This is a genomic window from Salipiger sp. ABN3_019 (genome assembly GCF_056158605.1).
The window spans coordinates 541,789-564,009 of sequence record NZ_JBSWTP010000010.1 but is presented as its reverse complement, the minus strand read 5'-3'; the positions used below and the strand labels follow the sequence as shown (position 1 = coordinate 564,009).

20 protein-coding genes are annotated in these 22,221 nt (G+C 66.8%); 4 read left to right on the top strand and 16 right to left on the bottom strand.

The window, feature by feature from the left end:
• Positions 1-6: 6 nt before the first annotated feature.
• Positions 7-3,141 (top strand): efflux RND transporter permease subunit, encoded by a 3,135-nt coding sequence (locus tag ACXAD2_RS24635; RefSeq protein ID WP_475176429.1) that lies wholly within the window; start codon positions 7-9, stop codon positions 3,139-3,141.
• A gap of 238 nt (positions 3,142-3,379) precedes the next feature.
• On the opposite strand, the gene arsJ is transcribed toward ACXAD2_RS24635, so the two are convergent.
• Genes arsJ through ACXAD2_RS24620 form a run of 3 tightly spaced genes read right to left on the bottom strand, consistent with a single transcriptional unit; the run spans position 3,380 to position 6,509 of the window.
• Positions 3,380-4,657, bottom strand: coding sequence for an organoarsenical effux MFS transporter ArsJ (gene arsJ / locus ACXAD2_RS24630; protein ID WP_475176427.1), 1,278 nt, complete (start codon positions 4,655-4,657; stop codon positions 3,380-3,382).
• Positions 4,654-5,652 carry an ArsJ-associated glyceraldehyde-3-phosphate dehydrogenase gene (locus tag ACXAD2_RS24625; RefSeq protein WP_475176426.1) on the bottom strand — a complete coding sequence of 333 codons (999 nt, stop codon included), beginning with the start codon at positions 5,650-5,652 and terminating at the stop codon, positions 4,654-4,656. The genes arsJ and ACXAD2_RS24625 overlap by 4 nt, the downstream gene beginning before the upstream one ends.
• Positions 5,649-6,509, bottom strand: coding sequence for an arsenate reductase/protein-tyrosine-phosphatase family protein (locus ACXAD2_RS24620; RefSeq protein WP_475176425.1), 861 nt, complete (start codon positions 6,507-6,509; stop codon positions 5,649-5,651). The genes ACXAD2_RS24625 and ACXAD2_RS24620 overlap by 4 nt, the downstream gene beginning before the upstream one ends.
• Before the next feature lie 160 nt (positions 6,510-6,669).
• Here ACXAD2_RS24620 and ACXAD2_RS24615 point away from each other — a divergent pair, with 160 nt between their 5' ends.
• Positions 6,670-7,194 (top strand): PadR family transcriptional regulator, encoded by a 525-nt coding sequence (locus ACXAD2_RS24615; RefSeq protein ID WP_475176419.1) that lies wholly within the window; start codon positions 6,670-6,672, stop codon positions 7,192-7,194.
• Positions 7,195-7,214: 20 nt separating this feature from the next.
• Positions 7,215-7,961 (top strand): siderophore-interacting protein, encoded by a 747-nt coding sequence (locus ACXAD2_RS24610; RefSeq protein WP_475176414.1) that lies wholly within the window; start codon positions 7,215-7,217, stop codon positions 7,959-7,961.
• 136 nt (positions 7,962-8,097) lie between these two features.
• Here ACXAD2_RS24610 and ACXAD2_RS24605 read toward each other — a convergent pair whose 3' ends face one another.
• The 12 genes from ACXAD2_RS24605 to ACXAD2_RS24550 all read right to left on the bottom strand — a co-directional run bounded on the left by ACXAD2_RS24605 (position 8,098) and on the right by ACXAD2_RS24550 (position 19,212).
• Positions 8,098-8,274 (bottom strand): hypothetical protein, encoded by a 177-nt coding sequence (locus tag ACXAD2_RS24605; protein WP_157374261.1) that lies wholly within the window; start codon positions 8,272-8,274, stop codon positions 8,098-8,100.
• A 188-nt stretch (positions 8,275-8,462) separates the two neighbouring features.
• Positions 8,463-9,470, bottom strand: coding sequence for a zinc-dependent alcohol dehydrogenase (locus ACXAD2_RS24600; RefSeq protein ID WP_475176409.1), 1,008 nt, complete (start codon positions 9,468-9,470; stop codon positions 8,463-8,465).
• Positions 9,471-9,503: 33 nt separating this feature from the next.
• A complete protein-coding gene (locus ACXAD2_RS24595; RefSeq protein ID WP_475176407.1) occupies positions 9,504-10,283 on the bottom strand; it encodes an SDR family NAD(P)-dependent oxidoreductase in 780 nt (259 codons plus the stop codon).
• A gap of 5 nt (positions 10,284-10,288) precedes the next feature.
• Complete coding sequence (locus ACXAD2_RS24590) at positions 10,289-10,786, bottom strand: 2,4'-dihydroxyacetophenone dioxygenase family protein (protein ID WP_475176404.1); 498 nt, start codon at positions 10,784-10,786, stop codon at positions 10,289-10,291.
• Positions 10,786-12,315 carry a tripartite tricarboxylate transporter permease gene (locus ACXAD2_RS24585; protein WP_224904991.1) on the bottom strand — a complete coding sequence of 510 codons (1,530 nt, stop codon included), beginning with the start codon at positions 12,313-12,315 and terminating at the stop codon, positions 10,786-10,788. Before ACXAD2_RS24585 ends, ACXAD2_RS24590 begins: the two co-directional genes overlap by 1 nt.
• A 10-nt stretch (positions 12,316-12,325) precedes the next feature.
• Positions 12,326-12,808 (bottom strand): tripartite tricarboxylate transporter TctB family protein, encoded by a 483-nt coding sequence (locus tag ACXAD2_RS24580; protein ID WP_475176403.1) that lies wholly within the window; start codon positions 12,806-12,808, stop codon positions 12,326-12,328.
• A gap of 11 nt (positions 12,809-12,819) precedes the next feature.
• On the bottom strand, positions 12,820-13,791 hold the full coding sequence (locus ACXAD2_RS24575) for a tripartite tricarboxylate transporter substrate binding protein (protein WP_475176398.1): 972 nt from the start codon (positions 13,789-13,791) through the stop codon (positions 12,820-12,822).
• A 15-nt stretch (positions 13,792-13,806) separates the two neighbouring features.
• Positions 13,807-14,571 carry a FadR/GntR family transcriptional regulator gene (locus ACXAD2_RS24570; RefSeq protein ID WP_475176394.1) on the bottom strand — a complete coding sequence of 255 codons (765 nt, stop codon included), beginning with the start codon at positions 14,569-14,571 and terminating at the stop codon, positions 13,807-13,809.
• Positions 14,572-14,906: 335 nt separating this feature from the next.
• Positions 14,907-15,962: a glycosyltransferase gene (locus ACXAD2_RS24565; RefSeq protein WP_475176390.1), complete on the bottom strand. Its 1,056-nt coding sequence runs from the start codon at positions 15,960-15,962 to the stop codon at positions 14,907-14,909.
• A 37-nt stretch (positions 15,963-15,999) separates the two neighbouring features.
• Positions 16,000-17,016, bottom strand: coding sequence for a glycosyltransferase family 2 protein (locus tag ACXAD2_RS24560; RefSeq protein ID WP_475176385.1), 1,017 nt, complete (start codon positions 17,014-17,016; stop codon positions 16,000-16,002).
• A gap of 21 nt (positions 17,017-17,037) precedes the next feature.
• Entirely contained in the window at positions 17,038-17,958 is a 921-nt protein-coding gene (locus ACXAD2_RS24555) for a glycosyltransferase family 2 protein (protein WP_475176381.1), read from the bottom strand.
• A 3-nt stretch (positions 17,959-17,961) separates the two neighbouring features.
• Positions 17,962-19,212 (bottom strand): oligosaccharide flippase family protein, encoded by a 1,251-nt coding sequence (locus ACXAD2_RS24550; RefSeq protein WP_475176378.1) that lies wholly within the window; start codon positions 19,210-19,212, stop codon positions 17,962-17,964.
• Positions 19,213-19,467: 255 nt separating this feature from the next.
• Here ACXAD2_RS24550 and ACXAD2_RS24545 point away from each other — a divergent pair, with 255 nt between their 5' ends.
• Positions 19,468-20,649 (top strand): polysaccharide biosynthesis/export family protein, encoded by a 1,182-nt coding sequence (locus ACXAD2_RS24545; RefSeq protein ID WP_475178396.1) that lies wholly within the window; start codon positions 19,468-19,470, stop codon positions 20,647-20,649.
• A 105-nt stretch (positions 20,650-20,754) separates the two neighbouring features.
• Here the strand turns inward: ACXAD2_RS24545 and ACXAD2_RS24540 are convergent, their stop codons facing one another.
• A complete protein-coding gene (locus ACXAD2_RS24540) occupies positions 20,755-22,158 on the bottom strand; it encodes a WecB/TagA/CpsF family glycosyltransferase (RefSeq protein ID WP_475176376.1) in 1,404 nt (467 codons plus the stop codon).
• Between the last annotated feature and the right edge of the window lie 63 nt (positions 22,159-22,221).

The window sequence follows — 22,221 nt, the reverse complement described above, 5'->3', positions numbered from 1 at the left end:
AATTTCATGGGACCCCTATTTTTCATCAGGCGACCCAAGTTCGCCTTCGTCATTTCCCTGCTCATCACGCTGTTCGGCCTGCTCACGCTTCAGGTGATGCCGATCGACCAGTATCCCGACATCGCCGCCCCCAAGGTGGTGGTCCGCGCCAATTACCCCGGCGCGGATGCGCAGACCGTGCTGCAGGCCGTCGCCACCCCCATCGAGGATGAGGTGAACGGCGCCGAGGGCATGGCCTATATGGAATCCAAGGCCGCCGCGGACGGAAGCTATACGCTGACGGTGACCTTCGAGACCGGTGTCGATGCCGATCTGGCGCAGGTCGACGTGCAGAACCGCGTGGCGCTGGCCGAGCCGGGGCTGCCCGCCGAGGTGCGCCAGCGCGGCATAAGGGTGCGCAAGCGCAATCCGGACATCCTGATGGTGGTGAACGTCGTCTCGCCCGACGGGCGCTTTGACGGGCTGTTCTTGTCGAACTACGCCTCGATCAACGTCGAGGGCGAACTGGCCCGCCTGCCCGGCGTCGGCGCCGCCGAGAACATCGGCGCGCTGGATTACGGCATGCGCGCGTGGCTCGATCCGGTGCAGATGGCCAACCACAATATCACCGTGAACGAGATCGTTCTGGCGGTGAAAGAGCAGAACGCGCAGGCCGCCGTGGGACAATTGGGGGCCGCTCCGGCTGCCGAAAACACGCAGTTCCAATACGTGCTGACCACCAAAGGCAGGCTGGAGACAGAAGAAGAGTTCGGCGACATCATCCTGTCGGCCAATGACGCGGGCTCGGTGATCCGGCTGCGCGACGTGGCACGGATCGAGCTGGGCGCTTTTGCCTACAAGGGCTATGGCGAGTTCAACAACCAGCCCGGCGTGCTGATGGCGATCTATAAGCTGAGCGAAGCCAATTCGCTGGTGGTCGCCGAGGCGGTCCGCGAGAAGATGGAGGAGCTGAAGGAGTATTTCCCCGAGGGCGTCGATTACGTCATCGGCCATGACACGACGCTGTTCATCGAAGCCTCGCTCGAAGAGACGGTGATCACCATGATCTTCACCATCCTGCTGGTGGTGGCGGTGACCTATATCTTCCTTGGCTCGATCCGGGCGACGCTGATCCCGACCATCGCCGTGCCGGTCTCGATCATCGGCACATTGGCGGTGCTCTACGCCTTTGGCATGACGATCAACACGGTGACGCTGTTTGCGCTGATCCTTGCCATCGCGCTGGTGGTGGACGACGCGATCATCGTGGTCGAGAACGTCGAGCGCATCCTGCACGAGAACCCCGAACTGGACGCGCCCGAGGCCACCCGCCGCGCCATGGCAGAGGTGACCGGCCCCATCGTCGCCACCTCGCTGGTGCTGGCGGCGGTCTTTGGGCCCACGCTACTGCTGCCCGGCATCACCGGGCGGATGTTCAGCCAGTTCGGCGCGACGCTGACCGTCTCGGTGCTGATCTCCATGGTCAACGCGCTGACGCTCAGCCCGGCGCTGGCCTCGGTGCTGATGAAGCCGGGGTTGCACCCCAATTTCGTCATCCGGGGATTCAACAAAGGGTTCGACTGGGTGACGCGGGTCTATGCCGCCACGGTCGATTTCCTTGCCAAACACGCGCTCATCGCCATCGCCATCGTCGCGGCGCTGTTCTTTGGCATGTACACGCTCTTTACCACCACACCGACGAGCTTCATCCCGACCGAGGACAAGGGCTTCTTCATGGTCGATGTGCAGCTGCCCTCGGGCGCCTCGCTGAACCGGACCGAAATTGTCATGGACCGGCTCACCGATGCGCTTGGCGAGGATGAGGCGGTGGAGAACGTGCTTTCGGTGAACGGCTACTCGATCCTCAACTCGGCGCTGCAGGCCAACTCGGGCATGATCATCGTCAAGCTCAAGGAATGGAGCGAGAGGACCACGGTTGAAAGCAGTCAGGCCTATCTGCAGCGCAAGTTCACGCAGCAGTTCGCCGATCTGCCCGAGGCGCAGACGATCATCTTTGGTGCGCCCGCCCTGCCGGGCATCGGCGCGGTCGAGGGTCTGGCTTTCGTGCTCGAAGACACGCAGGGGCGCGGGCCGGAGGAGATGACCGCCGCGCTTCAGGGCTTCCTCGCCCCGGCCAACCAGCTTGACGAGATCGCGCTGGCCTATTCCACCTTCAAGGCCGATGCGCCGCAGCTCAACCTCGAGATCGACCGGGTGCGGGCCAAGACTTTGGGCGTGCAGATCTCGGACATCTTCCTCACCCTGCAGGCGCAGCTTGGGGCGCTTTACATCAACGACTTCAACGTCTTCGGTCAATCCTACCGGGTGATGGTGCAGGCGGATGCCCAGTTCCGCCAGAACGAGCGGGCGTTCGACACGCTCTATGTGCGCAACCGCGAGGGCGGCATGGTGCCGCTGTCGACGGTGATCACCCCGGTGCCTACCACCGGGCCGGACGTTCTCTATCGCTACAACACCTACAACTCGGCGACGATCACCGGCATTCCCAATGCCGCCGGTGGGTACAGCACGGGCAATGCGATGGATGCTTTTGAAGAGTTGTCCGCCGAGGCGCTGCCTGCGGGCTTCCGCTACGACTGGACCGGCTCCTCGCGCGAGGAACGCTCTTCGGGCAATGCCGTGCCGATCGCGCTGGGGCTGAGCCTGGTGTTCACCTTCCTCTTCCTCGCGGCGCTCTATGAGAGTTTCCTGACGCCCGTGGCGGTGCTGCTGACGGTGCCTTTCGCGGTGCTGGGGGCGCTGATCTCGCTGCGCATCGCCGGGGAGCCGCTCAGTCTTTACGGGCAGATCGGCCTGTTGATGCTGATCGCGCTGGCGGCGAAGACGGCGATCCTGATCGTCGAGTTCGGCAAGCAGCAGCGCGAGGCGGCGGAACTGGAACTGCATGAGGCCGCCATGCAGGCGGCCAAGCTGCGCTTCCGCCCGGTGATGATGACCGTGCTGGCCTTCGCGGTGGGGGTCTACCCGCTGGTGATTGCCAGCGGCGCGGGCTCGGCGAGCCGGGTGTCGCTGGGGCTTGCGGTGTTCGGCGGGGCGATTGCCTCGGCGGTGCTCGGGGCGATCTTTGGCCCGGTGTTCTTCAAGCTGATTCAGGGGCTGCGCGAGAAGATCCACAAGGGCCGCACGCCCCCGGTGACCTGAGGCGCGGCGGAGACAAAGCGAAGGCCCGGGCGATGTGCCCGGGCCTTTTGCGTTTGCGGTGGAAGGGTGCCATGGCACGGGGCGACCAGCCACGGGCCGCGCCCGACCCTCCCCCAGGGAGGGCGCATTTGCGGTGCCGCGCCTACCACGCGCGTCGTTCGGGGTGAGGCGATAAAGCGCCCCGCTTCAGCGCCGAGACGCGCCCACCCAGGGTCGGGCGCGTCCCTTTGCGCGCAACTCAGACCGCCACCTCCTGCGGCTCGGCGCTCAGCCTGCCCGAGGTCAGCGCGGCCAGCGCCACCATCAGCGCCGCCGTGCCCAAAACCAGAGGCAGCCCTCCGATCTGGTAGGTCAGCCCAGACAGCAGCGTGCCGATCAGCCGCCCCGCCGCATTGGCCATGTAGTAAAACCCCACGTCCATCGTCACCCGCTCGGATTTCGTGAAGGCGAGGATCAGGTAGGAATGCAGCGCGGAGTTCACGGCGAAGATCGCCCCAAAGACCAAAAGGCCGATCACCAGCACCACCGTCAGCCACATCTGCGGCCCGGGCGACAGCAGCACCGCCACCGTCAGCGCCGCGGGCACCACGAAAAGCGCTGCGGCCCAGCTGCGGGCGGCAGGGATCAGCTCGCTTTCGGGCCGGCTTTTGGCCCTCAGGATACGCGGCGCGCTGGCCTGCACCGCGCCATAGAGGATCACCCAGACCGCCATGAAACTGCCGATCATGAAGAAGGCCGCGCGGTTGCCCGCCTCGCTGCCGTCCGAGAGCACCGCGTAGAAATAGATCGGGATGCCGACCACGAACCACACGTCGCGCGCGCCGAAGAGGAACACCCGCGCCGCCGACAGCCAGTTGACGTTGGCCGATTTCGAGAAGACCTCGGAGAATTTTGCGCCCTTGCGGCCCTTGGGCAGACCACCCGGCATCAGCAGCGCAACGGCGATCAGGATCACCGCCAGCACCAGCGCCATCGCCAGCACCGCCCAAGTGAAGCCGAGCGTCGCCAAAAGCGCCGCGCCAAGCAGAAAGCCGACGCCTTTGACCGCGTTCTTCGATCCGGTCAGCACCGCCACCCAGCGAAACAGACCGCCGCCCTCGGAAGGGGCCAGCAGTTTCACCGCCGATTTGGAGGACATTTTCGCCAGATCCTTGGCCACCCCCGACGCGCCCTGCACGCACATCACGAAGGCCACCGAGGTGCCGATCGCCCAAGACGGATCAAGCTGGGTCAGCGCCAGCAGCGCCACCACTTGCAGCGACAGGCCTGCATAGAGCGTCGACGTCAGGCCAAAGCGCGCGGCGATCCAGCCCGCCGAAAGGTTGGTGACCATCCCGGCGATCTCGTAGAGCACGAAGAGATAGGCCAGTTGCACCGGGCTGAACCCGAGGCTGTGGAAGTGCAGCAGCACCAGCATCCGCAGCGCGCCATCGGTGAGCATGAAGGCCCAATAGGCCGCCGTCACCGCGATATAGGCCGACAGGCCCTCGGGCCTGTCCGAAGAAGGATGGCTCACAGCTTGTCTCCGACCATGCGCGCCACATTCACCAGACGGTGCGCGTAGCCCATCTCGTTGTCGTACCACGCGTAGATCTTCACCTGCGTGCCGTTCACCACCATGGTCGAGGGCGCGTCGATGATCGAAGAACGGGTGTCGTTGGTGTAGTCGCACGACACCAAGGGGCGCTCTTCATAGCCAAGGATGCCCTTGAGCGCGCCCTTTGAGGCCGCCTCGAACAGCGCGTTGACCTCCTCGGCGCTGGTCGCGCGCTCCACCTCGAAGACGCAGTCGGTGAGCGAGGCGTTGAGCAGCGGCACACGCACCGCGTGGCCGTTCAACCGCCCCTTCAGTTCGGGGTAGATCAGCGTGATCGCCGTGGCAGAGCCCGTGGTGGTGGGGATCAGCGAGTTCAGCGCCGAGCGCGCGCGGCGCAGGTCCTTGGCGGGACGGTCGACGATGGTCTGCGTGTTGGTCACATCGTGGATTGTCGTGATCGATCCGTGCCTTATGCCGAGGTTCTCATGGATCACCTTGACCACCGGCGCGAGGCAGTTGGTGGTGCAGGAGGCGGCGGTGACGATGCTGTGCCGCGCCGGATCATAGGTGCCGTCGTTGACGCCGTAGACGATGTTTGCCGTGGGGCCATCCTTGACCGGGGCCGAGACCACCACCTTCTTCACCCCCGCCGCGAAATAGGGGGCGAGCGCGGCTTCGGATTTGAAGACGCCGGTGCAGTCGATCACCACGTCCACCCCCTCGAGCGGCAGCGCCGACAGATCACGCGTGCCGATGAAGGGCAGCCGGACGCCATCCACCGTGACGCTGTCGTGGTCGTGGTGGAACTCGGCATTCCAGCGCCCGTGCACCGTGTCGAACTCCAGCAGATGCGCATGCATCGCCGGGTCGCCCACGGCATCGTTGATCCAGGCGATCTTGGCGCCGCTGTCCAGCAGCGGTTTCAGGGCGAGCTTTCCGATACGGCCAAGGCCGTTGAGGGCATAAGTGGTCATCTGGTCTCTTCCGGGGAGGTCTGGGTCGTGTCGATCTGGGCGATGTCATCCACCGCCGCCTGTAGCGAGATGCGGTCAAGCTGCGCGAAAGGCAGCGCGGTAAAGGCCTCGATCCGGTGCTTGAGCGCGCCATAGGCCTGCTGGAAGGCGAGCATCTTCTCGGCCTCTGTGCCGGTTGCCTTTACCGGGTCGGGCATGCCCCAATGGCCGCTGATCGGCTGGCCTTCCCATGCCGGGCACTCCTCGTTCGCGGCCTGATTGCAGACGGTGAAGACGAAATCGAGATCGGGCGCGCTCTCGCCGGAAAACTCCGAGACGTTCTTGGCACGCAGCGGGGCGATGTCATGGCCCTTTTGGTGCAGCAGCTCGACGGCAATCGGGTTCAGCTCGGAGCTGGGCTTGGTGCCCGCCGAATAGGCGTTGAACCTGTCGCCCGCGATCTCGCGCAGCAGTGTTTCGGCAAAGATCGACCGGGCCGAATTGCCGGTGCAGATGAACAGCACGTTGTATTTGCGGTCAGGCATCGGGGGCACTCCTGTCTCGGAGAGGAAGGGGGATGGCGCGCAGAACTCGGGCCGCCCGCGACAGCAGTCGCGCAGCAGGTAATCGAAGGTCTGTCGCACCTGGGTCATGTCGAGCGAGTAAAGAAGCGAGGTGCCGAGCCGCGTCTGGGTGACCAGATCGGAGCGCATCAGCGCCGCAAGATAGGCCGAGAGCGTGCTAGGCTTCACGCCAATGGTCTCGGCGATCTCACCGGCGGGCAGCCGGTCAGGGAAGCGGCGCATCAGCAGCCGGAAGATGGCGAGCCTCTGCGGGTGGCCGAGGGTCATCAGGCGGTCGGGAATCTCTTTTTCCATATTTCACGAATATTCGAAATATCGACGCAGGGAAAGTGAAGCTTTCATGACAGCCTCCCAGCCTCGACCGCTAGGCACGCGAGCGTGAACACCGGGCCCTTGCATCATTTCCGATATATCTTATTTTCCGATATATCGAAATTAAACAAGACAGACCGCGATGACCCGCCCCACCGAAGACCATTCCCCTCCCGGCCGCAAACGCGGCAAGCGGCTCTACGGCCACGGCGAGCTGCGGCTGCTGGTTCTGGCGATGATCGCCGAGCACCCCCGGCACGGCTACGAGTTGATCAAAGAGATCGAAGAGCGCACCGAGGGGGCTTATTGTCCGAGCCCCGGCGTGATTTACCCAACGCTCTCATGGCTCGAAGACATGGGGCACGCGGTGATCGAGGCCGATGAGACCGGGCGCAAACGCTCGCGCATCACCGAAGCCGGGGCGGCGCATCTTGCCGCGCACCGCGCCGCAGCCGACGAATTGCTGACCCGCAAGCCGCCGCGCTGGCATCGCGGCAACGCCCCCAAAGAGATCGTCGCCGCCATGGACGAGATCAAATCCGCCCTGCGCCTGCGCCTCTCGGTGCCCGGCGCAGACGACACGCTCATCGCCACGCTTTCCGCGCAGCTACGAGACACCGCTCGGGACATCCGCGAGGCCCTGCCCCGCGATGGCTCCGATGACTGACACAGACGCAAGGACCTCACATGGAAAGCATCATCACCCGCCACCGCCACGAGTTGAAACGCCGCACCCTGACCGTGCGCGACAGCCAGCGCCTGACCCCGCACATGCTGCGCATCACGCTCGAGGGCGAGGATCTGGCCGATTTCACCAGCCTCGGCGCGGACGATCACGTGAAGCTGTTTCTGGACACCGACGGCGAGGCGCCCGTTGCCCGCGACTACACCCCACGCGCCTTTGACGCCGAGGCCCGCACGCTGGTGCTGGATTTTGCGCTGCATGACGCTGGCCCCGCAACCGCATGGGCCGAAGCCGCGCAGCCCGGGGATACATTGCTGGTCGGCGGCCCGCGCGGCTCGGCGGTGGTCGCCCCGGTGTTCGATTGGTATCTTCTGATTGGCGATGAGACCGCCCTGCCCGCCATGGCGCGCCGCGTCGAGGAACTGCCCGAAGGCGTCGCGGCGATCACCCTTGCCGCCGTGCCCGGCCCTGAGGATCAGCAGGAATGGCAGAGCGCTGCGGCACAGACCACGCATTGGCTGCACCGTCCGGTCGAAGACGCGCATGATCCGGCGCCCCTGCTTAATGCGGCAAAGGCACTCGATCTGCCCGAGGGCAAGGGGTTTGTCTGGATCGCCGCCGAGGCGCAGGTTGCACGGGCGCTGAAGCTGCACTTCCTGCAGGACCGCGCGCATCCGGCACCGCACCTCAAGGCGGCAGGCTATTGGGTCAAAGGTGACGCGGGCAGCAGCGACAAGGCGCTGGACTGACCTGACTGGCCTGACTGGCCTAGCCGACCTGACTGGCCTGCCCGACCGGCGCGAACCTCACCCGGTCACACCGCTCAGAGGGCACGAGAAAGCCGGGCGCCCCCTCCAAGGCGCCCGGCTTTCCCGTTTCAACCGGTCAGGGCTTGGCCAAACCCGCCGGGAAGCCGCCGCCGCGAACCGGGGCACGCAGGCCGCCGCGCGGCGGTGTGCCAGCCTCTTTGCGGCGCGACATGATGCCCACAAACAGAACCAGCGCGATCACCGGCGACATAATGAGAAAGCCAATCAACAGGCCGACCAGAAAAAGATGCATATTCGTTCCTCCCTACTTAGGAGGCTATCACGGATCCGTGGCGACACAATGCCGCATTTCAATTTTCTGATCATGCCGCGACGCGGCGGAATTTACGCTGCGTCGCGGCGCCCCTTTGGTCTGCTGCCTCTGTGGCCTGCGACTGTCTCGGCTGGAACGGGTGGACGCGCCCACAGCGCCGCGCGCAGTCAGGCCTGACAGTCGACGAGCACTTTCACCGCGTCGGAGGTTGGGTCGGTGACCAGATCGAACACATCCCCGGCCCCGCTCAGCGGCACCACCTGCGTCACCAGCCGCAGCAGCGACTCTTCGAGCTTTGCGACCAGATCGACCGCGCGGCGGAACTCTTCGCGGTTGTAGACGCGCGAACCGATCAGCCGCAGTTCCTTGAAGCTCATGTCGAGCAGCGGCACCGGCACAGGCGCCTTGTAGAGCGACGCAAGGCACAGCGTGCCCCCGGTGCGGACGAGCCGGGTCATCTCGAGCGCCACCGGCGCCGCGCCCGAACATTCCACCAGCACATCCGCGCCATCGCCGCCGGTAGCTTCGGCCACCGCATCGGCAAGGCTCTCGCTGCTGACGTTCACCGTCTCGAACCCCAGATCGCGTGCCAGTTTCAGACGGCCCGGCGCGATGTCCGACACGAGGGTACGCCCCGCCCCGGCGTGGCGCAGCATCAGCGCGGTGATCAGCCCGATCGGCCCGGCACCGGTGACCACGCAGGTGTCGCCCATGGTGACGCCCGCCCGGTCCGCCACGCGCAGACAAACGGCCACAGGCTCGATCAGCGCCGCCAGCTGGTCGGATACGTGATCCGGCACCGGCACCAGAAGCTCGGGCTGGACGATCATCTCTTCGGCCATGCCGCCGTCCTGATCGATGCCCAGAAGGCGCAGGCTGGCGCAGATATGCGGGCTGCCGGTGCGGCAGGGGTGGCAGCTGCCGCAGGACAGTAGCGGAAAGGCGGTGACCCGCTGCCCGGCGGTGAACCCGGCAGCATCCTCGATCACCTCACCGATGAACTCATGGCCCAGCACCAGCGGGGCCTGCGCGCGCGGGTGGCTGCCCGAATAGATGCCGATATCGGTGCCGCAGACCCCGCAATAGCGCAGCCGCAAGCGAACGCCCTGCCCCTCTGGCGCTTTCATCTCGCGCACGGAAACCGTGCGCGGCCCTTCGTAGACCAACGCCTTCATGTCGTCCTCCTGACTTGGATCAGTAAATGCGGGTCACGCGATGGCGTAGCCGCCATCGATGGGGATCACCGTGCCGGTCATGAAGCTCGCCAGCGGCGTGGCAAGGAACATGGCAGGGCCGGCAAGGTCTTCGGGCTCGCCCCAGCGACCCATCGGCGTGCGCCCGAGGATGGTGGCCGCGCGCGCTTCGTCGCCCTGCAGATCGGCGGTCAGCGGCGTGCGAATCCAGCCCGGCGCGATGGCGTTGACCCGAATGCCGTCCTTGGCCCAAGCGATGGCCAGCGATTTCGTCAGCTGCGCGATCCCGCCTTTCGAGGCCGAATAGCCCGGCACCAGCCCGCCGCCAAAGAACGACAGCATCGAGGCGGTGTTGATCACGCTGCCGCCGGTGCGCGCGAGCGCGGGTTTGGCGGCATGGGCGCAACGCATCGAGCCGTTGAGGTTCACATCGACAACCTGTTCGAAGACCTCGGGCTCCAGTTCCGCGCCGCGGCGGATCAGGCCAGCGCAGTTGACCAGCGTGTAGAGCTCGCTCTGGCCGCCGATGACCCGGCTGACCGCCTCGGCGTCGCGCACATCGAGCACGTCAAAGCCAAGCAGATCGCTCAGCCCCAGATCCGCGGCCTTGGCCGTCGCGGCCTCTGCCTCGGCGTCCGTGAGGCCGGTCGCGGTGACCTTGGCCCCGGCACGGGCAAAGCCGAGCGCGATGCCGAAACCGATCCCCGAGGTGCCGCCGGTCACAAGGACCGAGCGGCCTTCGAGGAAAGGTGCGGCCCATCCGCCCGTCATGGCGGAGATGTCGCTTATTTCCATGACGGTCATCTGATGAACTGGTCGAGGTAGCTCGCGCCAAGCCCGACTTCTTCATAGTGCTTGCGGCACATGTCGATCTTGGTGAACACATCCTCGAAACCGGTGTGCTTGTTGTCCTCATCGACGTAGTACATGCAGCCTTGGATGTTGAAGAAGGTGATCATCTCTTCGCAATCCTCGGGGACCGTCAGCGTGTGGATCTCGCCCGGCGGCTCGAACACGAAAGACCCGGTCTCGGCGACCCAATCATGCTCGAGGTAATGCCAGCGGCCCTTGATCACATAGCCGACCACGGGCGCGGGATGCAGGTGCTTGCTCAGCACGCCAGACTTGCGCACACGCAGCAGGTTGCACCACTGCCCGGCCATCGTGTTGAGCAGCAGCGGGCGGAACCAGACGCCCGGAGCCTGCGGGACCCAGACCCGCTCGTCCTCGGGGATCGCCATTTCGGCGATCTCGGGCGGGGCGAGCGAATGGGTCGATCCAGTCATTGAATTGTACATTAGGATTTCCCTTCGTTTGCGAGAGAGCTTTGGCGGCCGCCACTGCGCCCGGAGAGGCGACGCAGCAGAGCCAGAGCTGGCGGCGCGAGCCAGACCAGCAGGGTAATCACGCCCAGCACCCCGGCGATGGGCCGTTCGAAGAAGGCGAGCAGATTGCCGTCCGCCTTGATCATGCTGGACATGAAATTCTCCTCCACGACGCGGCCAAGCACGAGGCCCAGCACCAGCGGCGCAGCGGGGTAGTCGTTTGCCTCCATGATCCAGACCAGCACGCCGACGGCGGCCAGGGTCCACAGATCAAAGAGCGAATTGTTGGTGGCGAAAGTGCCAAGCACGCAGAGCAGCAGGATCGACGGGTAGAGCTTGCCCATGCGCACGCCCAAGAGCTGCCGTCCGCCGATGATGGCCAAGAGGCCGAGCGGGATGATCAGCAGGTTCGCCAGCACGAAGACGATGTAGATCGCGTTGACCAGATCGGGCGAGGTGATGAACACCATAGGCCCCGGCTGGATGCCCTTGAGCACCAGAACGCCCACGACGATGGCGGTGATCGAGTCTCCGGGGATGCCAAAGACCAGCGCCGGAACGTAGCTGCCCGACAGCGCCGCATTGTTGGCCGATGCCGCGCCCGCGATGGCCTCGGGCTCGCCCTTGCCGTAGTTGTCGGCCTTCTTCGAGAACCGCTGGCTGACCGCATAGGCGATCCACGCCGCGATATCCGCCCCGGCCCCCGGCAGCGCGCCGATGAGCGTGCCAAGGATGCTGCCGCGCGCCACCGCGCCCTTATGGGTCCAGAGATTGCGGCCCTGCCCGCGCAGGATCGAGAGCCCGGCCTTGGCGGGTTTCTCGGGCGTCTCCAGCGGGTTCTGCGCCGAGCGCAGGATCTCGGCCACGGCGAAGGCACCGATCATCACGGCAATCAGCGAGATCCCCGCCTGTAGGTCGATCAGCCCGAAGGTGTAGCGCGGCAGGCCGGTGGTGACATCGAGGCCGATCATCGTCAGGAACAGCCCCAGCAGCAGCGACACCGTGCCCTTGAGCCGGTCGCGCCCCGCCACCAGCGTGGCACAGGAGAGGCCCAGCAGCGCCAGCCAGAAGTATTCATAGGTCGAGAAGAGCAGCGCCACCTCGGCCAGTTGCGGCGCGGCAACGACAAGGATCGCGGTGCCGATGAGGCCGCCGATCACCGCCACCATCATCGAGGTGCCAAGCGCCAGATCGAGCCGCCCCTTCTGGTTCAGGGCATCAAGCTCGCGCATATAGGCGGCAGAGGCGGGCGTGCCGGGAATGCGCAGCAGCGCGCCGGGAATGTCGCCCGCAAAGATCGACATGGCCGAGCAGGAGACGATCGCGCCAATCGCCGCGACCGGGGAGAGGAAAAAGGTCACCGGCACCAGCAGCGCCACCGCCATGGTCGCGCTCAGCCCCGGAGTCGCGCCGACGAAGAGGCCGAAGGCCGAGCCCAGCAGGATCACCGCCAGCACGTCGAAGGCGAACACCATGTGAAAGGCTGAAATCAGAACATCCATGCGGGTCTCCTCAGAACAGCGCGCCGGGGAACGGCCCGGTCGGCAGCGGCACGCGCATCACTTCGATGAAGAAGAGCGTCACGGCGAGACAGACGCCGACCGCCACGAGGGCCGCCGCAAGCGGGCGCTCGTCCCAGAGCAGCGCGCTGACGAAGACCAGCACCACCGACACCGGCAGCGAGCCCAGCAGCGGCGCCAGCAGCCCGTAAAGCACGATCGCCAGGGGGATGAAAACGATCCGCACCAGCCGCTTGGGGCTGCGCATCCAGTCTTCCATCTGCGGCACCAGCCGCACGTCGCCGCCCTGCAGACGCGCCGCAAGGCTGCGCCCCGCGATCATCAGGCCGAACAGCACGAAGGCGCCGCCGATGATGCGCGGGAAGAGCCGAGGCGAAGCGGCCCCCGCAGGTTCGGGGAAGCCCTGCGCCTGCAGGACCACGAAGATCCCCAGCACCGCAAAACCCAGCCCGGTCCAGATATCCGGAAGCCGCATCGCCTCTCTCCTCAGCTGCCGCGCTGCGCGAGGCCGATGGCGTTCATCACCTCACCCACACTGGTCTGCGTCTCGTCGAGGAATTCGCCGAACCCGGCGGCATCCAGATAGCGGGCGCCAAAGCCCTGCTGCGACATGAAGTTCTGGAACTCCTCGCTGTCGAAGACGGTCTTCACCGCGGCTTCGAGCTTGGCGGCGGCCTCCGCATCCATGTCCTTCGGGCCGACCACGCCGCGCCATGTGCCGCCGGAGTATGCCTCACCGGTCTGCTCTTCAGCGGTGGGCACATCGGGGAAGGCCGGGTTGCGCTCTTCGGCAAAGACGGCGAGCGCCTTGGAGCGGCCCGCGTCCATCATCGTTTTGCCCTCGGGCAGCGACGACGGGATGATCTGCACGCCGCCAGCGGCCAGTTCCTGAAAGCCCGGAGCCGCGCCCTGCGAGGGCACCATGGTTACTTTCAGCGGATCGACGCCCTGCTGCTGCAGAAAGCCCGCGAAGGCGAGGTGATAGGCCGCGCCAACGGCGGTGCCGGACATCTTGAAGGTGCCAGCGGGCTCCGCCTTGATCGCCTCGACCGCATCACCCACGGTTTCCCAATCGCTGCCCGCCGCCACATGGAAGGCGCCGCTGTCGAAGTTCACCAGCCCGATGGGGGTGAAATCCTCGTCGGTGAACTCGGCGTTGCCGGTCCAGTAGTAGGTGACCATCTCGGCGGTGGCGAAGCCGATGGTGTAGCCATCCGTCGGTGCGGTGACCATGGCGTTATGGCCGACCACACCGGCGCCGCCCGAGCGGTTCACCACGGCGACATTGGTGCCAAGCTCGGCCTCGAGGCCCTTGGCCAGCATCCGCGCGACGGCATCGGTGCCGCCACCGGCGTTCCACGGCACGATCATGGTGATCGGCTTTTCGGGGTATTCGGCCATAGCGGTGCCGGCCGCCGCGAGCAGTGCAATGCTCGCGAACGTCATTTTCTTCAGCATGGGGGTCTCCTCCGGTTAGCTGAATGTCTTGGTCAGTTTGTGCCTTTCCAGGTGCCGACGCGTGAACCAGATGGTTTCCAGCATCGCCTGTCGGGCAGCCGCCGCGTCCTTGCGCTCGATGGCGTCAAGCACGTTGCGGTGGTTGATCAGATTGTTGCGAAAATTTTCCATGTGCATTTCGATGGCGACCCGGAACAGCTGTCCCAGAACGGCATCGATGGCAGTATCAAAGGCTTCGATGATCGGATTGCCGGTCGCGGCCAGAATGGCGAGGTGAAACTCGCGGTCGGCGCGGATTGCGGCCACGGCGTCGCCGCTTTCGGCGGCAGCCTCCATCTTGTCATAGGCGACGCGGATCGCGGTGATCGCGGCGCGGCTCGCCCGCTCGGCGGCAAAACCGGCGGCGGCGGGCTCAAAAACTTCGCGGGCCTCATCTATCGAGCCCATCAATTCCACGTTGAACCCATCGAGCGGCATCATCCAGCGCAGCACGTCGCGGTTCAGAAGGTTCCAATGCTTGCGCGGCAGCACGCGGGTGCCGATGCGGGTGCGCACCTCAACCAGCCCAAGCGCCACGAGCGTGCGGATCGCTTCGCGCAGGGTGGTGCGGCTGACCCCCAGATCCTCCATGAGGCTGGCCTCGACCGGCAGGGTCTGCTCCACCGGATACTCGCCAGCGACGATGCGCCGGCCCAGCGTGTCGAGGGCCTCGGACGCCTTCACCGGGCGCGCGGCGGCGCCGTCATGTCCCAGATTTTCCGGCAGTTCGAAATCGCTCACGGGTGCCTCCTCCTCACCAACCTTGAGAGTTGGCCGATCGTAGCGCCTCCACACCACGATCCAACGTGAATCAGTCTTAAACCTTTTGATACGATGAATCAAATACAATGGTATGATCAAGAGATCGTGAGAATTTTATGTCAACAAAACAATTCATTACGGCTTATTACTCGACCAAAACTCCGCCGAGATCACACCCGCAGGCTCCCCGTCCCGGCAAAGACCACACGAAATCGGCCCCGGAAACCTCCGGGGCCGATCTCATGTCAAAGCGATGCCAGTGGCGGCTTCGCAGGTGGAGAAACGGGCGCTCTCCTCCCCCTAAGCCCCGATATCTAGGCGAGCGCCGCGACCTCTTCTGGCGCTGTCCCCACATCCGGTGCCGCCAGCCCAAGAAGCTCTGACCAGCCCCGGCGCACCGCATGTTCCGACCCCGCTGCCAGCACCTGCCGCGCGCTTGGCGGAAGCCCCGGAGCGTGCCCGCCGCGCAGCGCCTCGGTGAGCTCAGCCAGCGCCGCCGGTGAGACCTGCGTCACCCCCGCGCCCGCATGATCGCGCAGCCCGTCGGCACCGCTGGTGATCAGCGGACGCCCCGCCACACGCGCCTCGAGCGCGGCGATGCCATAGGCTTCCCAGCGCGACGGCATGGCGACCACATCGACCTCTGCCATGGCCCGCGCCGGATCTGCTACATGGCCGAGAAAGCGGATGCGCGCGTCGCCCCCGGCCTGCGCCTGCAGCGCCGCCAGATCACCCCCGGCGCCGTAGATATGCAGCGCCATGTCGGCGTCGGGCACCGCGCGGAAGGCAGAGATCAGCGTGTCGAACCCTTTCTGCCGGTCGAGCCGCCCGAAGGCCCCGATCACCCGCCCCTGCCCGCGCGGCGCGGGCAGCGCTGCAAAGGCCGACAGGTCGACCACGGGCCGGATCACCGCGAGCCGCTCCCACGGCACCAGCCGCCGCGTCCGCAGCCAGTCACCCTGCGCCGCGCTCACCGCCACCACCTTATCAAAGAGCGCATAGGCGCTGCGCAGAAGCGTGAAAAAGCGCGCCCGGCTCGGCACGTTCAGCGCGGCGAAACTGGCGGTATAGCTGTGCTCCACATGGATCAGACGGGCGGACGGATGCCGGGCGCGCAGCGCGATCAGCCCCGGCAGGGCGCGCCAGTTGATCGACAGATGCGAGACGATAATGCCCGCCGGAAGCGACAGCCGCCCCACGGCGCCGCGCGCCACCGGCAGCAGCACATGATCGGCCTCTGCGGCCAGAGTGGCATCGCTGCGCAGAAACTCAAGGTACCGCATCACCCCTCCGGCGGTGGTGTCATCCACAAGATGAACCACGCGCGGGCGGTCGGGGTGGGACGCGGCGATAGCGCTGAAAAAGGTCATTGGGCGGGCTCCTCCAAGAGAGTGTGAAATGCGTGCGTCAGGCCGTGGCGGGCCGGGTGGCGGCGCGGTGAAGAATGCGGCCAAGCGGGCCATCGACGAGCAGCGCGGCGGCGATCGTTACCGCAGAGCGCAGAGGCTCTTCGATCAGCGGGCGGGGCGAGCTGAGGAACGCGCGGCGCAGCAGCCTACGCGCCTCGGCTCCGCGCCCGTCACTGATCGCCCGGCGCGCCAGATAGCGCAGTTGATAGGCGCGCGCGGCAGGCGCGTGGCGGGCGAAGAAATGCGGATCGAGCGGCGTCAGTTTCTCGACCATGCGCTCCCACGCCGCGTATTGCCGCTCGGTCGCCGCGCTGAGCCCGCCCGAGGTGATCCGGTAGCGGGTCAGCAGCCCCGGAATGCCCTCGATCTCCCAATCGGTGGTCAGCGCGAGCCGCAGCCAGCATTCGATGTCCTCGGACTGGCGGAAAGTCTCGTCAAAGACCCAGTCCCGCTCGCGCTCTTGCGCCGGGCGCCATGCGATCGCGGCCAGCGCCTCGCGCCGCATCACCGGCACCGAGCCATTGCCCACCGGGTTGCGCTTGAACACATGGGTGGCACCGATGGCCTTCAGCCGCGGCCGCTGGGCGCGGCGCATGGGCGCGCCGGTCTCGGTCATCAGCAGCGACCCGGCGAACGACAGCCCCACATGCGGGTTCGCCTCCAGATGCGCCACATGGGCCGCGAGCTTTCCCGGAGCCCAATGGTCGTCGGCATCGCAAAACCCGATGTAGCTGGCGCGCGCCGCCGCGATACCGCTGTTGCGCGCCCCGGCAAGCCCGCGATTGGCCTGCCGGATCAGACGCACGCGCGGGTCCGACGCAGCGATCTTGGCGGCGATCTGCGGCGTCTGGTCTGTCGAGCCGTCGTCCACCACGATGATCTCGAGGTCCGGAAGGGTCTGCAGGCGCAGGCTGGCCAGCGTCTCGCCCAGCGTGGCCTCGGCATTGAAGGCGGGCACGACGATCGAGGCGGCGGGCGTGGCGTTGGTCTTGGATTGGGTCTTGGCGTGGGTCATGGGAATGGCTCCTTGAAAGGGTCAGCGCGAGAACAGCGTGCGGCGCAGCGGTGCGGGAAGCAGCGGCGCGAGCGCCGCGCCCGCCAGCGTGCCGCCGCCCCGGTGCAGCGGCGTGAGAAAGCGCCCGGGGGCCAGCCGCAGCCCGTGCAGCGCCAGCCCCAGAGCGGCCGTGCCGCCCATGCCGACGCGCAGCGCCCGGCGCGCGAGATAGCGTAGATGCACAGCCTCATCGCCGGGCTGGGGCGCGAACCCAAAGCGCGCCGCGCTTTCAAGCGCCACCCCACGCCCGGCCCGCATGGCATCAAGATCAGCCGACAGACCGGAGGGCGAGACGCGGTAATGCACCAGCACGCGGTCGATGGGCTGCAGCCGTGCACCCTGCCCCACCAGCCGGATCAGCCAGTCGAGATCCTCGTTGTGGATCATGTCGCGCCGCAGACCGCCGCTGCGGGCAAAGACCTCGCGGCGCAGGGCGATGTTGGACATGGTGCACACCGGGTTCTCCCCCAGCAGCATCGGGATGGTCAGCGCGCTCTGCGGCACGCTCGAGAGGGTCATGGAATCCTCGGGCCGATGCTCGAAGAAGGCGATCCGCCCGAAGGTGCCGTCGCAGTCTGGCGCGGCAAAGGCGCGGTCGAGGATGGTCAGTTTGTCCGCCGTCCACAGATCGTCGGCATCGCAGAAGGCAAGCACCTCGCCCACCGCTTCGGCGGCGCCATGGTTGCGCGCATCCGACGGGCCCTTGCCGGGATTGCGCAGCACCCTGATCCGCCGGTCTCCGGCAGCGGCGTAGCGCAGCAGATCGCGGGTGGCATCGCGCGAGCCGTCGTCGACACAGAGCGCCTCCCAGTCCGAGAATTTCTGCGCCTGCAGGCTGGCAAGCGTCTGCGCGATGGTCGCCTCGGCCTGATAGCAGGGCAGGATGATCGAGAAACGGGGCATGGGTCAGCTCCTTTGTGGGCGCCGGCCGAAGCCCGCGGCAAGGGCGGGAAGCGAGGCTGCGCCCATGGTGATGCAGGCGGTGGCGAGATAGCCCCAGGCCAGAGCCGTCAGCCCGAAGGGGGCCATCAGCGCGGTGTTCAGCAGCAGCGCGGCGGTAAGCAGCGCCGTCGCCTTCAGTTCCTGCCCGGTGCGCATCTCGGCGCGCAACCAGCCCGCGGCGTTCGACCAGAGGCTCATGGGGATCGCGGCGAGGCACAGGATGCTGACCACCTCGGCGATGCCCTCCCAGCCCGCGCCGAAGAGCAGCGGCACATAGAAGGGGGCCAGCGCCGCCTGCAGCATCACGAGCGGCGCAATCACCGCGAGGCTCAGCACGATGCCTTGGCGCAGCGCGCCTGGGCGATCCTCGGCGCGGCACAGATGCGGGAAGATCACCACCGACACCGCGACCGAGAAGGACGTAGCGAGCCCGAGCCCAGCATTGAAGGCCAGGAAGTAGAGCCCCAGCACCTCTGGCCCCATCAGCAGACCGATAAGCAGCTTGTCGGCCTGCAGGCGCAGAGCCTTGACGATCTCGATCGCCAGCACCGTCACGCCAAAGCCAGTGAACTCCGAGAGCGGCGCGCGGTCTGCGCGCGGCGCAGGGGACCATGGGCGCAGGCGGCGCATGCAGATCAGCCAGATCGGCGCGGCAAGGATGCGCGGCAGCACCAGCGCCAGCGCGCCGGGCCAGAGCAGCGCCAGCGCCGCCGCCATGAGGTTCGCGCCCACCACCTGCCCGCCTGCGATGGCGGCGGTCTGCTGCATCTTGCCCTCGCGCATGGCCAGCGCGGCCTGCACCAGCCCCGCAGGCATAAAGAGATACTCCAGTGCCAGCAGCGCGATCAGCCCAGCGACCACGGCGCTGCCGCCACAGAGGTACAGCCCCCCGGCAAGGGCGATCTGCAGCGCGAAGAGCCCGCTGCACCATGCGGTAAAGATGCGCCGCGCGGTGGCGCAGGTGGCCTCGAGCCGTTCCTCGGGCGCTGCGATGATACGCTGTCCCACGCCGTTCTCGGTCAGTGCCTTGAGGATGTCCGCAGCCGCCAGCGCGGCGGCGGCGAGGCCGATGGCCTCTGCCTCCATGCTGCGCGCCACGGCGATCACCACCAGCAGGCGCGAGGCCTTCGCCGCCACCTCGGACGCGCCATAGGACAGCAGGTTCCGCGCGAAAGGCGCGCTGCGTGGCGCTCTGATGGGTTTTGGCAGGGACATCGGATCGGACCTTTGCTGTGTGGCCTGCCGACTGTGCCGCAAAGCCTGCCCCTGCGTCGCCTGCGCGGCGGGACAGTTGCATGCTGCCCACGGACAGCAACCAATCCGATGGGATATTCCCTTAACGCGAGCGGGAACGTGGATCCCTACGTTCAGATTGCCTAACACTTGGATCGGGCCCTGCCCGCCTGCCAGTCCTTACGGAGAGTTCGCGTGTTCCAGCCAAGTCTCAAGGCCGCCTCGATTTTCGCCCTCATGGCTGCGGCCGGCTGCGCGAGCTATGACCGGCCCGACAATCTGGCGCCGGTGGCCGAGGGGCTAGACTACCAGGCGCAATGGCGCAGCCCCGAGGTCAGCCGCAGCAACGCGCAATACCTGCGCTCTCCGGCAATCAATGCGCAGGCCTGCCGCGCCCCGCTTGGCGGCGGCACCGGAGACGGCAGCGGCAAATTCGGCGGGCTCGCCGCAGCGGCGCTGCGCGGCGAGCGGCTGACGCGCGGCGATCTTCTCGACATTCGGGTAGAGCAGGACGAGACGTTCAATGGCTCCTACGAGGTGTCGCGCGACGGCACGATCCGCCTGCCCTTCCTCGACGCGATCCGTGCGCAGGGACGTACTGTGGACGAGATCGAGGCCGAGTTGGACAGCGCCCTGCGCGCCGAGCAATTCTATGACGACAGCCCGCGCATCTCGGTGCGCATCCTCGACCTCGCGCCGGTCAGCGTGGGTGTCTCGGGCGCGGTGTTCGAGCCGCATCAGGTGGGCATCGGCGGCGTCAGCGCCGACCAGCGCGACAGCGTGCGCATCACCGCGATGGGCGCCTCGACCGAAGCGCGCAACCTCTCGGCTGCGCTGCGCGCGGCGGGCGGTGTGCGCCCCGACGCCGACATCTCGGCGGTGGAATTGCGCCGCGGCGGGCAGCTTTACAAGCTCGACATGCGCGGCGTTTTCGAGGGCAGCAATGTGGTCGATGTGATGCTGATCACCGGCGACGAGATCCGCGTGCCGAGCCGCCAGTGCTTTCAGGAAGACCTCATGCGGCCCTCGCCGATCAGCCCGCCGGGCGTGTCGCTTTTCCTGTCGAACCTGACCCAGCCCGCCAGCGGCAACGCCGAATCTGCCGTCGGGCGCGAGGTGCGCGAAGTGCCGTGGGGCACGCGTTATCTGCAGGCGGTGGTGGACACCAATTGCGTCGGCGGCCCGCGCGCCACCAGCGCCGACCGCTCGGCGGTGCTGTTCAGCCGCAACCCGGTCACCGGTGTGTCGGCGGTGATCGAGCGCAATATCGAGGATCTGCTGCGCCGCGCCGACCGGGACGATTACGACCCCTATCTTCTGCCCGGCGATGCCATCGCCTGCTACGACAGCACGGTCACCAATATCACCGAGGTCGCGCGGCTTCTGGGGATCATCGGCGTCGTCTCTTTCCTGCGCTAAGCGCTCGTCCGGCCAGCGGACGCACAAAGGCCCGGCGTGGGGGAAAACGCCGGGCCTTGCTTCCGTCGGGTGCGCGCCGCTCGGAATGCGGCGCCTTTGCTGGGGTCAATAGGCGCCGCGACCAGAGAGCACCGTCCGGAAGGTCAGAAAGATCAGCATCAGGTCGAGCAGCGTCGAGCGGCTGGCGCCATAGGCAAGGTCCATGTCGATCATCTTGTCGAACGAGATGTCGGCGCGGCCCGACACCTGCCACAGCCCGGTGATCCCCGGTTTCACCCGCAGCCGCCCATGCGCATGCGCGGGATAGGCGGCGACCTCTTGCGGCAGCGCGGGACGCGGCCCGACAAGGGACATCTCGCCGCGCAGCACGTTGAAGATCTGCGGCAGCTCGTCGACCGAGCTGCGCCGCAGCAGACGGCCCACCCGTGTCACCCGCGGGTCATTGCGCGCCTTGAAGCAGATGCCCGCCCGGTCCGACTGCGCCAGCAGCGCCGCGCGGCGCTCTTCTGCATCCATATACATCGAGCGGAACTTCAGCACCTCGAAGGGTTTGCCATCCTTGCCGACGCGGGTCTGCCGGTAGAGCGCCGGACCGCGGCTGTCGAGGCGGATCGCCAGCGCGACCAGCAGCAGCACCGGCGCCAGCGCCAGCGCCGCAAGCCCGGCGAGCGTGACATCCAGCAGCCGTTTGCGCAGGCTGACCGGATCGGTCCGGCGCAGCGCATTCACCGCCGCGCGCGCAAGGAAGGTGGCATTACCGATCAGATAGCGCCCCGCCATGCGGCGCGGCTCCATGGCAAGCCGCCACACCCATTCGCAGCGTGCCCGGCGCAGCGGCTCGGGCGCTCGGCGGACGTTGCCCGCCAGAAAATCGAGCAGCGCGCCGACGCCGAGGTGAATGCGCGGCACCAGACGCTCGGCATTGCGCGCGAGCCAGAGGTCCTGCCGCGGCACGCCCATCGCCACCAGAAGGATATCCGCGCCCGAGGCATTGATCGCCGCGATCGCCTCATGTTCATGCGCGGCGCCAGAGAACCCGTCGCGGGTGCCGGCGATGCGCAGCCCCGGCAGGTCGCTGCAGAGCCGCTGCGCCGCGCGCTCTGCCGTGCCCGGCGTGCCGCCGAACAAAAAGACCGACATGCCGCGCTCGCGCGCCGCGCGCAGCAGCGCGGGCACGAAATCCGTGCCATTGAGGTTGGCCGCAAGCCCCTGCCCCCGCATCCGGGCCGCAAGCTCAACGCCGATGCCATCGGGCAGCACCATGTCAGCCCGGCGCAGCGCATCGCCGTAGTCCGGGCAGCGCGCCATGACGTTCGCGCAATGGGCGTTGAGAAACGCAATGGTGCGGCGACCGGGCGCAAGCACGGCCTCGATCGCGCTTTGTACAGAGGCGTCGACCAGCGCAAGGTCCATCACTTCTCGGCGATCAATCGCCGGTGCATTGGTCTGAGGGGCATCGATGGCCCGTTCGGCAAAAGCACCAAACTCTGTCTGTGCGGCATGTTTCATGGGGGCTCCTCCCTCGGCCAAAAAGCAAGTCTCGTCCGAAACTTGCCGAGTTGGCCGCGCGCA